Origin of the sequence: Xenorhabdus mauleonii (genome assembly GCF_900113945.1) — a bacterium.
Classification (GTDB): domain Bacteria; phylum Pseudomonadota; class Gammaproteobacteria; order Enterobacterales; family Enterobacteriaceae; genus Xenorhabdus; species Xenorhabdus mauleonii.
This window is the reverse complement of sequence record NZ_FORG01000002.1, coordinates 296,961-313,653: the sequence shown is the minus strand read 5'-3', so window position 1 is coordinate 313,653 and position 16,693 is coordinate 296,961. Positions and strand designations below refer to the sequence as shown.

Sequence of the window (16,693 nt, the reverse complement as noted above, 5' to 3'; positions counted from 1 at the left end):
AACCGGCCGGATTTGACCGATAAGGCATTCATTTTCCACCCTGAATTGCAGGAACGAATTTATCTGACTGGCGACCTCGGGTGGTATGAGGAAGGAAACGGTTTTTTCTGTCAGGGGCGAAAGGATACCCAAGTCAAACTGCGCGGGTTGCGGATCGAATTGGGCGAGATAGAACATCACCTGCTCAATTATCCGGAGATTACGGAAGCGGTTGTCTGTGTCGTTGAAGACAGCGAGCAGCAGCAATGGCTGGTGGCTGCCATCGTGGCAGGGCAAGAAGAGCTTCAACAGCAGGATATCCGGCAATATCTTTCCACACAAATGCCGGCCTACATGCTGCCCATGCGTTATTGGCAGGCGCAGCAGTTGCCGAGATCCAGCTCCGGAAAACTTGACAGGAAAGTGATCGCCCAAAATCTGCGGGATCTGTTTTTCGGTCAAAGCGGGGGTTCAAGCCATGCATGAATCGATTTTTGAATTAACCCAGTCGCAGCAGGCTGTTTTCAAAATGGACGCGTTTTATCTGTCCGGTTATCGGTTTTATTTGGGGGGCATTATTCGTCTGGATGGCGACGTGTCTCTGGAACAGTTGGTTCGTGCCACTGAAATTGTGCGCAATACGCAAGATATCTTTCGTATTGGTTTTGTGGAAAAGGCTACAGAAGAACAAGGCCTAGAAGTAAAAGCGACCCCATCGGCAAGTGAACCGGTAGAACTCAAGTGGCATGGCTATCGGCATGATCCTGTGCAATCAGAAGTGGTGAAAGTCAATTTCAGCAACTATCCCGATCCTGATCAGGCATTTGAACACTGGGCCAATCGCCAATTATTAATCGCAGATGATTTATCTCTCATACCGATACAAATTTTTGCGGTTCATTTCAAGCAAGGGCAATTAGGCTGGTTTATTAAGGCACACCATGCGTTGACGGATGCCACCGGACTGGCCATTTTGACGGATGCTCTGGTTAAAGCCTTGGAGCAGGCGGAAGACGGAATTGAGCAATCGGTATCTCCTTTATTTTCTTTGCATATTGAAGAAGAACGGCAGTATGAGCTTTCCCGGCGTTTTGAAAAAGATGCTGCGTATTGGAAAAGCCTGTTTGGCGATCAGGCGTCAACAAATGCCGGCAACATTTCCGCCCGCTATCCGATAGGTGATTATCGTGGATTAGAACCCCGCGCCAGACGGGTAAAAGTACTCATCACTGATGAGCAAAACACGCTGTTATCCCGTTTTAAAAACAGTGGTGGCTCAATTTTCAGATTATTTTTCTCGGCCGTTGCCTACACACAAATGATGGTTGAAGACAGCAATGGTGTTTTATTGCAGGCACCCATTGTCAACCGCTGGAGCGAAGAGGCAAAACGGACGATATCCATGTCGGTGGCACCTATCTTGCTGCCGGTATTCCGTGAAGCGGATACAACACTTGCAGATTGCTATCAGGTACTGAAAGCTCAACTGCAAAAAGCCATCGTACATTCACGTTACACTCCGGCTACCCGTTGGAACGAATTTGCCTCATCAGACTGGAAGAAAATCATTCCGGCTTTTGGTGTCTCCTACCAAATCGATGAATTTCAAGGCATTGTTTCCGGTGGGGAAATGCATATTGACCACACTCAGGCCGTTGAGTCGCTGTTTGCAACCATTCATATCCACGACCGTTTTGACCAAAACTGTTTTTGGCTTGAAGCGGATTTCCGCAAGATATGGTCACTGGAACAGTGTCAGGCATTTCTGCAAACGGTTCTAGAAAATGCGGTCGCAGCCATCGGTGAACTGCTCAATCAAGACAGCATAAACGAATCCCCGCAAATAATAGGGCAAGGCCAAGTCCCCGCTAGCGCTGAAAGCAGCCCCACAACACCGATAGGAGAACATTTATCCCAAGCATTTAGGCGTTATGCTGACAATCGGCTATTTAAATTAGCGTCAGGATCTGACGGATTGACTTATCGTCAAGGGTTGCTGTGGATCCGTCAATTCAGCGCGCAGTTGCAACAACAGTTGCACCGGGTAACAAAACCGTTGTCAGAGCAGGCTCCTGTTTTGCTTTTGGGAAGGCGCACACCTGAAACGACACTGGCTTATCTGGCCTGCCTGATTGACAATGTGACGGTTATTCCGGTTTGTCCGACCACAACGCCGATAACCCGATTATTGACGATCATTCGTGCTTCGGGGGCAGCCCTGTGCATTTACACCGAAGCGGATCAGGATTTGGCACAGGCACTGCATTTACCGCTCTTGCCGGTGGCTCTGCAAGGGATGCCGTCGGAAAAATATGCAGGGAGTGAAGATTGGGCTGAGAACGAACCCTATTCTGACATGCAATCAAAACCCGCTTCCCGCAATCCTGCCTATATTCTGTATACTTCCGGCTCAACCGGAGAACCCAAGGGCGTGGCAATTTCTCCTGTGGCATTGGCAAACTACGCACTGGCAGCCAAAACAGCTTATGCCGGCGAGACGCCGTTCAATGTCCCGTTATTTACCTCTTTTGGATTTGACTTAACACAAACTGCAATTCTGGTTCCGGTTCTGTCCGGTGGATTTATGCAAATCCATGAACAGGACATGCGTGATAACCCCGAGTTATTGCACAATCTTGTCGCTGATGAATCGCTGACAGGTATTAAATGCACGCCGTCCCACCTTGCTTTACTTATCGAACACACTTCCGCAAGGCAAAATCCGCTGACTTTTATTGTCGGAGGTGAAAATTTACCTACCAGTCTGGTGAGCAAGGCGCTGGCGTTCTTTCCGTCAGGCAGCAAAATTATCAATGAATACGGGCCGACGGAAGCAACCGTCGGGTGTTGCATCTATCCCCTGAGCCAGCCATTCCTCAATGATGTCGCCCACACCGCGTTACCGCCCATTACTCCCATCGGCACAGCACTGGGCAGGGCCGAGATATCGATAAGGAACCGTTGGGGGCAATGCATGCCCAAAGGATTCCACGGCGAAATTTGGATTGGCGGCCCTGTTCTGGCGGACGGGTATCTCAACGACAGCGTTCAGACCGACGCAAAATTTGTGTACAGCGGCAATGAACAGCACCGTTGGTATCGCACCGGGGATTTGGGTTTGCAGGATGAACAGGGGATCTTCCATTGCCTTGGGCGTATCGACGATGAATTTAAAGTCCGCGGACACCGGATCCATCCGGCGGAAATTGAAAAAGCGGTAGAGAATACATTGGCCCAACTTGGGCACGACAATGATCACGGTTGGCAATTGAAAGCACTGAAACTGGTCATGGATGAAATGTCGGGTGAGGAGATCCTCGTCCTGTGCAGCAGCCATCCTGTGCCGTATGACAGCCACGATTTTCAGCGCGGCTTAAAAAGCAGCCTTCCTGAGGCTTGGTTGCCCGGCTTGTACTGTACGGTACAGCCTTGGCCAATAAATTCTAACGGTAAAGTGGATATGGCCGTACTGACTGCGGTCGCCACAGCAAGCCGGACGTCGGGCGACAAGGCTCGATTCTCTGCAACCTCCACCATAGCCGATGAACAAAATCAAGGAGAAGCGAAAGCCTATCAACTTCCAACGTGGTTGAATGCTGAATTTCTCAAACCAATTTGGCCGCAATCTGTCAATTTGAACGCTTCTTTTCTGGAACAGGGAGGGGATTCCATCAAGGCAATCCGCTTGGTTGCACTACTGGCAAAAGAGGGTATCAGAGTCGGGACGCCTGCGCTGTTAAGCCCAAACTCATTGGGTTCCGTGTTAGAAACAGCCAGCGCAGCGCAACAAAACGATACCGCAGCTAATGCGCGTACATCGAATGAATTAACGGCACGGAAAGCGTTAACGGCGGACTGGCTGAAATATTTACCCAGCGTGCGCTGGTTCCGGCAGCAGAACTTTAATTATGCAGATCGATTCCAGCAAGGGGTTGTGCTTGAACTGGCTTCCGATCTCTTGGTTGAACATATCAATGCGGCAATCGCCGCCATCAAAACAAGGCACCCAATTTTCGCCCTGAGAGCCAATCGAGATTTGAGCGAATTCTATTTTTTACCGCCGAAACACGCCTTGCCAGAGAGTGGAGAAAATCAACAAGGAACGATGCTGGCGCAAGGTGAGTCCCTTGAAGACCGGCTTAATCAATTACAAGAGCGCGTCAGTCTGGATGTTCAGCCGAGTGTGCATGAAGTGGTTTTTGATCCGGCAGCAAACAAACGCTATCTGATCTGGGTTTGCCATCATCTCATTTGCGATGTGCATTCATGGATTTTCTTGTTGGATGAATTGGATCAGGCGTTAAGTGGAACCATTTCTCAAAACGACATTATTGCCAGCGTGGAGACTGAGCAGGGCGCTTTCCTTTGGGGCCAATGGCTTGGGAATATGTGGTTTGAGCAGACATGGCGCAAAGGGCACGAATTGGACGTAGAACCAACACCGGAGCCGCGCAATGACAGCCCGCCTGCCATGGCGCCAATCACTCTGACGATGCTCATTTCCTGTGACGATATCAGCATCATGGCGCTGCGCGCTAAAGCGGATCGCTCACAGTTAATTGCCGCTGCTTTGCTGACCGTGTTGCAGGATAACGGTGTGCTGCCGGAACAGCCCAGCGTGTTGTTTGAAAATCACGGGCGCTTTTTTTCCAGCGTATCCAACGCCGCGTTTTCCAAAACTGAGATGCCCACCAGTTGGAACGCAGAGATGGCAAATGCGGTGGGGTGGTTTACTGGCTTCCACCATTTGGATCTTGATGTTCCTTCAGATCATCCTTTCAGCCTGTTGCAAACGTTGAAGCATCGCTTATATGCCGATGTTGCCGACTGGCAAAAACAGTTGGGGCTGAATGCCGCAGCTCGACGGCCACTTATCTGTATCAATGATATTGGCCTGGGTTTGGATGGCATCGGGGCATGGAGCAATGTTAGCTTGGTTCAATCGCTTTCCGGCGGTTTCCGCCATCCCGATGAAAAAAGCACCGCTGATTTCGACGTGCTCATTCGTGATTGCCGTGAATCAGGCGCTGTTGTTGTTGAGCTGAGGCTGGGAATTGCGGGTGCCGGCATTGAGGAAGCCAGATGTTATTTAGCTCAACTGAATGACAAGCTCTTGAGCTGGGGCGCTATCCAGCATGACCAATTTGAACAACATGACAGGCCGACAGAACACGGTTTGAATCAATCACTGATCCCTGCGGATTTCCCTTTTTGTCAGCTCTCACAAGCGGAGCTCGATTTCATTATTCATGGAGCCTTAGCATGAAAATCGCTCTCGACTCAGCCAAAACCGTATTTTTATTTCCCGGTGTCGGTGTTCAACGGCCGGACATGTTTGCTGAATTTAAAACTTATCCTGAATACCGGGCTTGTTTGGACGAAGTGTCGGATTTGTCTCAGGTCAACTTGCATGAAGTCATTCACGGCGAGCGGCATGACTCATTGAAACAAGTACGCATCGCCCAGTTGGCACTGACAGCAACTACCGTCGCCATCGCCAACATCCTGCGGCGGCATGGGGGGCTGGTGCCTGAATTTATGATGGGGCACAGTCTGGGCCAATATCCCGCCCTCTGTTCTGCCGGATACCTTGATCTGGCGACTTTGACCAAAATCGTCAATATCCGCTCTGAAGTGGTGGAAGCCTGCGCGCGCGATTTCCAGCAGGGGGACATGTTCTGGGTATTGCACATTCCTGCCGATGTTGTGATTCAGGAAGTGGAAAAAGCCCGCACAGATGAAGGGATAGAGATTTATATATCCGCCGTTGATGCATTTGACCAGGTCACCATTTCCGGTGAGATGGCCGATATCCGGCGCTTTGCCCCCCGTATGGAAACGCTGGGAGGATTGGTTTTCCCACTGAAAATTGGCGGCCCGTTTCATTCGCCTTTGATGGCAGAGGCAAAAGAGAAATTAGCCGTATTGCTTGATTTCTTGCCGGATAGCGCTCCGCAACATGTTCCGCTTTCCCGCTTGGTTTGTAATGTCACCGGGGGCGAGTTACAGGTAGAAAACCTGAAATCGTCGATTTTGCAGCATCTGATCTCTCCGGTGCAGTGGCTGCCAAGTTTGCAATACGTTGCGCAAAAAGGCGTTACCCGCTACTTGGAAATTTCACCGAAAAATGTCTTGAGTTACCTCACCCAACGTACAAATTTGCCGATGCGTTCCCTGTGTGAACCCGATGAATTATTCACATTCGCGCAGGAATTGAATAGCGAAGAGAGCCGGTTGGAGCGTTTTTCCCGTTATTGCCATTTCCATCTTTATAGCTCAAAAGTGCCGGCCATGACGGAACCGAAGGCAATCGAGCAACTGCATCGCATCAGGGAGCAAACCCGACAAAGGATCACAGGTTCACGCCTGAATACTGAGGAGTGTCATTTTCTCCATCAAATGGCACAGCAGTGGCTGGACGTTCTTGAAGTTAGCGGCAATCGTCCCCTGTTGATGGAAAAAGCGAAGTTACAGAGCCTCTTTGATGCAGTGAGGCATTAATGATGACAACTGCAAATCACAGCGATATTCATAACTACGATATTCATAACTACATTGAAGAATTGCTACAGGTAACACCGCAGGCGAATGGCTTACTGTTTCATGCCCTGAAAGACGGCAACAGCGCCTATCACATTGGAGTGGCATTCAGCCTATCCGTTGACATCGAAGAAGATGGGATCCGGAAAGTATGGCACCAGATCCAGCAGGCGCAACCAGCCTTGAGATCGGTGTTTGTCTGGAAAGGCATTCGGATCCCTCACCAGCTCGTCTATGCCTTGCCGCGGGTTTCACTGGAATATACCCGTGTTGATTCCGCCGCCCCATCACTGCCGATGAAACAGCGCTGCCTTGATTGGCTGGCACAGTCGAAAGCGACTCCATTTGCATTGAATCGCGAAGTCTTTCGCATCGTGGTTTTTCATGATGTTGAAGCAGGTACATTAAGCATTGCTTTCTCCTTCCACCATATTTTGATGGATGGCTGGAGCAGCTCATTACTGATTTCCCTGTGGGTGCAAGGGCTGCGTAAGCAAAAAATAGTCCCGCTGGCTTCACGGTTATATGCGCAGCAACTTTGGCAGGGATTGAGTCCGGAAGAGTTGATGGTCAGCCGGGAATATTGGCAAAGCCAATTTCGGCAATTGCCGGACGGGGAAGATTCTGCCACGACCAAATTGCTGGATGAGCCGCTGTTCCGGCCATCAGAGCATGCTGCAACAACTGAATCCATTACGGCAACGAAGCAAGACAATGATGACTTGGGCAGGAAAGGCAACAAGGCGAGCGCATTGTGGGACAAGGAACGTAAGGCTGAGATAGAAACACTGTGCCGCCGGGCAGGGGTGACACCGGCCAGCTTCATCTACTTATGTTGGGCAATGACGTTATCCAAATTCACCTTCCAAAAAACAGTCGCCTTTGGTTGCACTTTTTCTGGCAGGGGAGCGGCATTGAGCCAGCATGCTGATCATCAACCATTGGGGTTGTTCACCAATACAGTGCCGCTTCTCCTTGCACTCAATGGGCAGTGGGATCTGCAAACGGCATTGCGATCGGTTTTTCAAATATTGCAGCAGACCCAACTGCATGAAAAAACACCGCCCCTGACTATTCGGGAAGAAGCCGGAACCCGCGACGAACTTTATGACTCGATTGTTGTTTTCGATAATTATCCCATTGATGCCACATTGCGGGATGAAAACTGCGGGGCATTTCTGACGGATTTTCACAGTGAAGAGACAACTCACTTTGGTTTGACCCTGACAGTTTCTGGCGTCGAACAATGGCATGTTGAATTAAGCGCAGGAGAAACCTATGAAGGTGATCCTGCCGCAGTCGCCAGAGTATTCAATGCGTTTGAATCGTTGGCAACGGACTTGCTCAACCAACCCGCAGAAAAACTGCTTGAAAATAGGGCGTTGGTATTTCCTTCCTCAACAGAGCCTGACAGCTCACTGATTGTGGGGCAAATCAAAGAGAATTGTCCTGATATCAATCAGTTCTTATTGCGAATGTATCAGCGCCTCAACGACCATCCCCAAGACATCAGCCTGATAGAGCATCAGCACAGGATAAGCAATCACACTCTGTTATCGGGCATTGCCATTTTGCAGGCACGCTTACAGGAAGCGGGGTTTATTCCGGGCGATCGCGTAGCTGTTCACCTTGAAAAAGGGCGGTTATCCACGCAGGCTCTCTTGGCAATTTTGTTCAGTGGCGGGAGCTATTTTTACCTCAATCCCAAAGATCCCTTGCAACGCAGAAAACAGTTATTGACGTTGGCGGGGTGCCGGTTGGTATTAGCCAACTCAGCGTTGAAGCGGGAGCTGGGTGCTGACATTGAATGTTGTTTATTGCTGGATATTGAATCATTTGATACTGAATTATCCGGTATTGCATCGTCCGGTTCTGCATCGCCGGATATTGAGACATTGACCCGCGAAGCCGAAAAAAGACCCCTGAATCCTATTCGCTTGAACCATCGCCTGCCAGAAGACGAATTTTATTTTATCTTCACATCGGGAACGACCGGCACGCCTAAAGGCATCGCCATTCGCAACGAATCGGTGGCAAACCTGTTGGATTGGTTTATCGAAGAAACCAGCCTGACATCCGCAGATCGGGTTCTGGGATTAACGGACCTCAATTTTGATCCCAGCGTAGAAGATTTATTTGCCAGCCTTGCCGTCGGCGCCACACTGGTTTACCCATCACCTAACGTCTTGCTGGAAAGGCAGGCATTTATCGATCTGCTGCAAAATGAATCCATCACATTGGTCGATTTTATTCCGGGGGCCATCGCGCAATTGATTCAGGGAGCGCCCTTTTTTCCGGCCATGCGGCTGTGGATATTCGGGGGAGAAGAGCTGCCGAAACGTCTCAGGGATGATTTGTTACAGCAGGGCTACGCCGTCAGCAATCACTATGGCCCGAGCGAAACTACCGTGGATTGCCTCAACGCCAGACAAACACTGTCATCCGCAGTATCCATTGGCTGGCCTATCCAAAATGTGATTGCTTACTGCGCGGATATATTCGGCAACCCATTGCCGGCCGGTATCCGTGGGGAGCTTTGGGTTGGCGGGCGGGCTGTCGCCCACGGTTACACCACCAATCCGGTTGAGTCTGCGAAATATTTCGTGCCTGCCAATCATTTGATGAATGCGGGAATGCTCCCTGAGCAGCGGAACCTTGCACCATATTTCTATCGCACAGGGGATGCCGCCACATTTTCCCATGAATCCGGTTTTAATTATCTGGGGCGGATTGACGATCAAGTCAAAGTGAACGGCGTTCGCATTGAACCACGGGAACTGGAACGCACTGTCGAAATGTTGGCGCAGGTCAAGGCTTGTTATCTGCTGCCGGCAGCGCAGGCAGGAAAGCGCCAGTGGCACCTTTTTATCGATAGCCGCGAATCGGCAGCAATATTGGAACCTTGCGTGCGGGAACATATCCGCCGCCATTTTCCGGCATCGTGGGATCCTGCCCTTATTGTGATCGTGGACGGCTTCCAGCGCACGATTACGGGCAAGGTCGACCGTAACTGGCTGCGGGCGTGTGCAGTTGAATGGCAACAAGCGCAGTCTGCCACCGCACCGGTAACGTTGACCGATCCCATTGAAACTCAGGTGCACAATATTTGGTGCGGGATTTTAGATATTCAGGCCATTGCCACCAATGTGAATTTCTTTGATGCAGGGGGTGATTCCATCAAAATCATCGCGCTGCAATCCCAGATGCAACAAGCATTCAATCTGGATATTGGTGTCGCAACCTTATTTGAATACCCGACCATTGCCGCCTTTGCAGGCTGGCTCAAGCAAAACTGCCTGTCGCCTGAATATGCCGCTCCTGAGAGAACTCACCCCGATTCCGGCAATCAGCCATCCCAAGAATCCACTTTGTCGTCAGCCCGCTCCGGTAAAAACAGACTGGCGGACAGACGGCGTAAAGCAAAAGGAAATTCAGCATCATGAAGCGTGAATATACCGGTAATGAAGTTGCTATTATTGGCATTTCTTGCAAATTTCCCCAAAGCCCCGATTGGCAAAGTTTTTGGCGCAATCTGTTGGCAGGGCAGGAATTAGTCTCTTTTTTCTCTCGTGAAGAATTGCTGGCGGCCGGGGCAAACCCGGAAACTATTGACCAGCCCAATTACGTTCCTGCCAAAGCTGTCCTTGAAGATACTGAGTGTTTTGATTATGGCTTTTTCGGTTACTCACACCGCGAAGCCAGCAAAATGGATCCACAACTTCGCGTACTGCATGAAGTCAGTTACAACGCCTTTTTGGATGCCGGAATGACTCCCGGTGAATCATTGAAAAATGCCGGTGTGTTTATCGGCTCCACGCTGAACCTGACCCGATTGGGGCAGTTCTCGGGAGTCAGTCAGGATATTTCGGAAATGTTCGATGTCAGCAATTACAACGATCCGGCTTCGTTTGCGGCGCAAATTGCTTATCGCATGAAATTGAACGGCCCTGCGGTACATGTGCAAACGGCCTGTTCCACGTCATTATCTGCCGTACATTTGGCGTGCAAGGCGCTGTTGGCGGGAGAGTGCGAGATGGCGCTGGCAGGGGGGGCCTGCATTACCGATCCCGTTGCGGGCGGCTACCTGCACCAAGATGGCATGATCCTGTCACCGGACGGGCATTGCAAAACGTTTGCCGATGATGGGCAGGGCACCGTAAATGGCAATGGCGTTGCGGTTGTACTGCTTAAACTGCTGGAGGAAGCATTGGCGGATGGCGATCCCATCCATGCGGTGATTGTCGAATCCGGCATGAACAACGATGGTGATAGAAAAGTGAGTTTTGAAGCCCCCAGTGTTCAGGGGCAGGCGGAAGTTATCTCGCAGGTCTATCAGTTGGCAGATATTCCGTTTTCAAGTCTGGGAATGATTGAAGCACATGGAACAGCAACCGTGTTGGGTGATCCCATTGAAATTCAAGCCCTGAACAAAGCAGCGCAAGAGCTGTTGACTCCGGAGGCGCTAAACCAATTTCGGTGTGCGGTGGGAAGTGTTAAATCGAATATGGGGCATTTGGATGCGGCGGCGGGGATAGCCGGACTTATCAAAGCCGCTTTAAGCGTTCGCTTCGGCAAGATCCCGCCATCGCTGCATTTCAATCAGCCGAACCCTCACCTGAATTTGGATAAAACGCCTTTTTGGGTGCCGACCCAAGCTACTGATTGGCCGCAGCAACAAGAAATCCGCCGGGCGGGTGTCAGCTCATTCGGCATTGGCGGGACGAATGTTCATGTCTTGCTTGAGCAGCCGCCAAAAGCCGTCCATGAAGAGAAAAACACAGCGGAACGGGCAGAAGGCAGTGAACCACTGCAAATCCTGCCGCTTTCTGCTAAATCACCGCTGGCACTGGCGACCTTGGTGAAAGGGTATTCCAATCACCTTGATGTGACCAATACGAATCAAGATGGGTTGGAAACGCCAAATCTGTCCGCCATCGCCTGCCAATTGCAGGAAAACCGGCTCGCGTATGAGAGCCGCGCCGCTTTCGTTGCCCAGAATAGTGATGAGTGGAAACAGCAGCTTGACCATTGGTCACTGATGGATGGCGCTGGCGAAATCATGGCAGGGCAGGCTTGGCTCTTTTCGGGACAAGGTTCGCAATCGCAGGGGATGGGGCTGCGCTTGGCGGCAGAATACCCAGAGTTTGGGGAAATATATCTGGGGTTGCTGGATAAAGCGGCGGCGCTTTTATCGGTGGATAAAGACACTGTCATTGAATGGATTAAACAACCACCGGAAAAACTGTCAACTTATCATCTCCAGCCGATTTTATATGCCTTGCAGGTGGCATTGGGCATTTGGTTACAGAAACTGGGTTGCCAGCCTGCCGCCTTATGCGGGTTCAGTATGGGTGAGCTTACGGTTGCGACGATTGCGGGCGTGTTCACTCCCGAAGAGGGCATGGAATTGATGGTTGCCCGGGCGCAATTGATGGAGGCCATGCCAAAGGGAGCTGCCTTTGCTGCCAGCTATCGCCCCACAAAAAACAGCGCCATGAAAAAAGCGTTTGATGGCAAATTTCCGGACAAATTGTGGTGCATATCTGAACTCAGCCCAAATACGTGGGCATTGGCGACCGAAAGGGAATTGGCGGTTGATGCGGAAAATTGGTTAACGCAGAACGGTTTTACCTTTAAGCGAGTGCCGGTATCCCATGCTTTTCATACCCCGATGATTGAACCGGCTGCGAAAGCGTTTGGTGATTTGTTGAAAAACTATCATCTGAAACCTGCCAAATGCACGGTCTACTCAACCACATTGGGCCGGAAACTCGCCGCTGAAGAAATGAGCGATCCGCAATATTGGATCAAGCAAATACTCACGCCTGTGCAATTTGGCGCGGCGTTAAAAAACATGGCGCAAGATAATCCGGATGCACTTTTTGTGCAAATCGGCACTGGCGCGGATTTATTGCAACATACGCGCAAGTGGCTGCATGTTAGCGGAGAAAGAGTGACCTCTACGCTGGGGGCAGAGGGCGCGGATCAAGAAGTGAGTTCGGTATTGCAGTTTATTGCCAAAACCTGGACACATGGTGGCAATATCGAGTGGTCACGGCTCCACAATTTCCGGCAATCCGATAATTCCCCGCAACCCCGGCATAAACTGCACTTACCCGGGCACGCGTTTGAGCGGGTGGTTTGCTTGCCGCCAGAGCGGACTACGCAAGCGAATGCCCCCGCTTTACCTGAACTTTCATCACTATTTTTCGGTTCACATTATTACGGATTTGAATGGGAAAAAGTCAGCGTTGCGGCACCGGAGAACAGCGTCAAGCGGGATGCAATACCGGCAACGTGGATAATTTGTCAACAGGTCACGGAGAGAGAGCGCACACTGGCTGGCGCATTGGGATTGAACGGCGACACACTGCGGTTTATCGAAATGGATGCGTATATCGAGAGGATGAAAGAGTCCGGCGGTGATTTTGCAAATAGCTATACAGAATTGCCGGCGTGGCTGGTGCAGCAAGGATTACAGACGTCGGAAGCGATGGATGTGATCATCACCGGATTGTTGGATGATTTAAACACACAACAGGCTCAATTCTGGGCATTCTGGTTGCCTACTGCTTTAGCAAGATGGAGCGCAGAACAAAATCTCGTGCCGGACATGCGGCTGTTTTTCCCCGCAACACAAATGGCGGCATGGAATGGCACAGAAACACTGAACGCGGAAAAAAATCAGCTTCAGGGGCCATTGTTGATCCTGCCGGAAGAGTATCCCAATATCGCGACACTTTGCGTTGATTTAGCCAGCCCGGATGCAGAGTGTGCCGCTCGTGGGTTGCAGCCGTGGAGAGAACAGGGCTGGCAGGGCGGACAATTTTACTGTTTCCGCCAGAAAAATGCCGACAACCATAGTGATGGAAACAATGGCTCCGGTAATAACAATGCGGGTGAAGAGGGTTTTTGGCGCCGCCGCATCACGTCACGGGTGCAAAAACAGCCTGTGGCTCAAACCCTGCCCAATATCAGCCGAAATAGCTGGGTGCTGATTACGGGAGCCAATGGCGGCATGGGGTCAGCGATTGCTGAATATCTGGCGCGGGTCTATCACTGCAACTTGTTGCTGTTGATGCGCCAGCCATTGCCGAAAAGAAGAGAGTGGCTGACTGAAATTGAAAATGGCTCTTCCCATGCGGCATTGTTGCAATGGGCGCAGGATCTTGAAGCCAAAGGGAGCCGGGTTGAATTTCTGCACGCGGATCTTGGGCTGAGTGATTCTCTGGAAAAGGCGTTTCAACCGGTATTCCAATTGGCAAAACGAGGGGTAGGGATCGATTACCTATTCCATACCGCCGGACGGGGTGAAGGCGCCATGTTGCAGATGCGCTCCGAGGCCGAATCCCTTGCGACACTGGCTCCCAAAGTCACCGGAACCCGTTTCTTCTGCGACAACTTAAAGCGGTTGGGTAATCCGGCATTGTTGCTGTTTTCCAGCCTGGGCAACTTACTGCCGAAAGAAAAAATTGGGCAGATTGCTTATGTTGCCGGCAACGCCTGTCTGGAAGCCTATGCAGAACAAGTGCGCAGCAACGGCGGCAAAGCACAGGCCATCGCATGGGATGATTGGGCAGAATCCGGCATGGCAACGCGTTCTGCGCAGCAATTGGATCAGGCGCTCAAGCACCCGCAGAAGCATGACGCCACTGAAGCTGTGGTCTGGCGTTATCCACTGCATGCCAAAAATGACTGGTGGTTGGATGAGCATCGCCTTGATGAATCAACCACCGTGATGCCGGCAATGGGAATGGTAGCGCTTGCGCATCGGGCTGCGGGCGAATTGCGTGGTGATGCAATGTCTGCTTTCTCATTGCAGGGGATCACCATTGAAAAACCCCTGATCGTCGCTGATGAGAAAATGGCCGTTGATGATCAGATCGTGGTTAATGATCCGATCGCAGAAAATGACGATATTGGCCTTGATGCCGCTGTCGTGTTTGCTGCTGGCTTGAGTGAGTTTGAGATTTTCTCGGGTCGCGGTGAATTTTCCCGTGAGACATGGAATAAACATGCCAGTGGTAAAATTACCCCGTGCGATAACCAAACTCTCCCGACGGTTAAGCCGCTGCCTGAATCATCTCTCCAGAACCTGTTCCGTGCAGCGGATAATATCGGCGTCAGCCCGAAAGCAGCGCTGACTTTCGGCCCGCGCTGGCACAATGTTATTTCGGTCGATCAAGTTATTTCAGCCGCACAAACCGCCTCACATGAAATCCTGAACCAGTTGCAGCTTCCGTTCGCCTACCAAGGGGAAGCCGAAACCAATGGCCTGCATGTTGCGTTGTTGGATACGGCGACATTGATTGCTTCTCCAGAAAATGATGATGTGCAGTTTGCCCCTGTTTCAATCGGCGGATTCACGCAATTTGCCCCCATGTGCGACCATGTGAAAAGCCATGTGCAGATACAGGATATCGGCACCAATAAATTGTTGCAGGTCAATATCTACTCGCAGACAGATACCTTGCTGGTGACGATAAATGATCTGCTGCTGGTTGATGCCTCTGCGGTTTTGCTGGAGCAAGCCTCGACCGAACAAACTTCGACCGAACAAATCCCGACCGAGCAAACTGCATCAATGCACCACGTCATGCGTTTGCAGCACAGTGAAACAGGCAATGCGGATTTTTCCTTTGTGACACAGCTTGAAGCCCGCAAAATCCCCGGCCCTCTGGACGTGGAAATTCAGGTCAAGGCGGCAGGAATTAACTTTAAGGACGTTTTGATAGCACTTGGCGTATTGCCGGCGCCGATTGATCCAACAATGACTTTCGGTCAGGAAGCCGCAGGGATCGTGACGCGGGTCGGGCGGGATGTCACCGGCATTCAGGTGGGAGATCGCGTGATGTGTGCAGGGCATAGTTGTTTGGCGGAACACGTCGTGATGCCGCAGCATGTTGTTGCCCACATCCCGTCAATCTTGGGATTCCAGCAGGCTGCGGGCATTCCTGTTGCTTTCACTACAGCCTGGATTGCCTTGAAACATACGGCCAATTTGAAAGCAGGGCAACGCATCTTGATTCATTCTGCGGCAGGTGGCGTAGGCATGGCCGCCATGCAGATGGCTCTCTACTTGGGCGCGGAGGTCTGGGTGACTGCTGGCAGCGAAGAAAAACGCCGTTTGTTGATGGGCATGGGCGCTAAAGGCGCAGCAAATTCCAGAACACGGGAGTTCGGGGATGTTTTCCGCCGTGAGTTGGGGGAGCGGCCGTTTGATGTGATCCTAAACGCATTGGCAGGGGAATTACTGGAAGAAAGCGTTTCGCTTCTGGCACCACAGGGCCGCTTCTTGGAGCTGGGATTACGGGACATTTTGCAAAACTGGCAATTGGGTCTGTCGATTTTTGCCGAAGGGGGCAGCTTCCATGCAGTACAGGCCGGAGCGGAACATCCAGCCTATCAAGAAGCGTGGTCAGAGGTTACCGATTTACTGGCGCAAGAAGTGCTTAAACCTCTACCGACGAAAATCTATCCCGCCAACGAAATTTCTGGGGCATTCCAGTATATGGCTCAGGGAAAACATATCGGCAAGATTGCCATTGCGATGGATGAACGCAATCAGGAACGCAGCTTTGTGGAAAAACTGCGGGCGGAAGGGCTGTCTAATGCTGAAGGAACGCAGATAGCCCTGGCGATGGCAGCATTGGTTCGCCAAACCTCATTATCCTATGTTGCGGTCTCTAAACTGCCCATTGGCTCTGTGCTGGAAAAACAGCGCCATACTCAACAAATGCTGTTCAGCAGCGACTCAACACTGAATGCGCCGAATGTCACCCATGATGGCGTCCAACAATCCCTGAAAGGCGCGAATGCGGAAGAGTTGCTTAAATCGCTCCGTATCATGCTGGAAGGTTTCTTGGGGATTGACGGTGTGGACGTGGATGCCAGCTTCTTCTCTTTGGGGGCCACTTCGCTGGATCTCATCCAATTCGCCAAACGGCTGGAGCAACGGCTCGAGCGCGATATCCCCGTGACTTTGTTATTTAAGGCAGCATCGTTGCGTGAATTGAGCAAGGAACTGGCTTCACCACAATTTGCAGACAAGCCAGCTACCGAAGATGAATCGCCAATGCCGCAGCCCGGATTGGGGGATAAACGGCGTTCATTGCAGGCTCGCCGCAAGCTACGGGACAGTGCTTCTGAGTAAGCAGTGAATCTGAATAAGGGA

General features: G+C 51.2%; 5 protein-coding genes. All 5 read left to right on the top strand.

Annotation, left to right across the window (positions count from 1 at the left end):
* Positions 1–12: 12 nt before the first annotated feature.
* The 5 genes from BM100_RS23510 to BM100_RS02705 are packed head-to-tail and all read left to right on the top strand — an operon-like array spanning position 13 to position 16,672.
* On the top strand, positions 13–465 hold the full coding sequence (locus BM100_RS23510; RefSeq protein WP_338066811.1) for an AMP-binding enzyme: 453 nt from the start codon (positions 13–15) through the stop codon (positions 463–465).
* On the top strand, positions 458–5,245 hold the full coding sequence (locus BM100_RS02720) for an AMP-binding protein (protein WP_092507691.1): 4,788 nt from the start codon (positions 458–460) through the stop codon (positions 5,243–5,245). Before BM100_RS23510 ends, BM100_RS02720 begins: the two co-directional genes overlap by 8 nt.
* On the top strand, positions 5,242–6,480 hold the full coding sequence (locus tag BM100_RS02715; RefSeq protein ID WP_092507689.1) for an ACP S-malonyltransferase: 1,239 nt from the start codon (positions 5,242–5,244) through the stop codon (positions 6,478–6,480). The genes BM100_RS02720 and BM100_RS02715 overlap by 4 nt, the downstream gene beginning before the upstream one ends.
* Positions 6,480–9,962 (top strand): AMP-binding protein, encoded by a 3,483-nt coding sequence (locus tag BM100_RS02710; protein WP_092507687.1) that lies wholly within the window; start codon positions 6,480–6,482, stop codon positions 9,960–9,962. Before BM100_RS02715 ends, BM100_RS02710 begins: the two co-directional genes overlap by 1 nt.
* Entirely contained in the window at positions 9,959–16,672 is a 6,714-nt protein-coding gene (locus BM100_RS02705) for a type I polyketide synthase (RefSeq protein WP_092507685.1), read from the top strand. Before BM100_RS02710 ends, BM100_RS02705 begins: the two co-directional genes overlap by 4 nt.
* Positions 16,673–16,693: the final 21 nt, after the last annotated feature.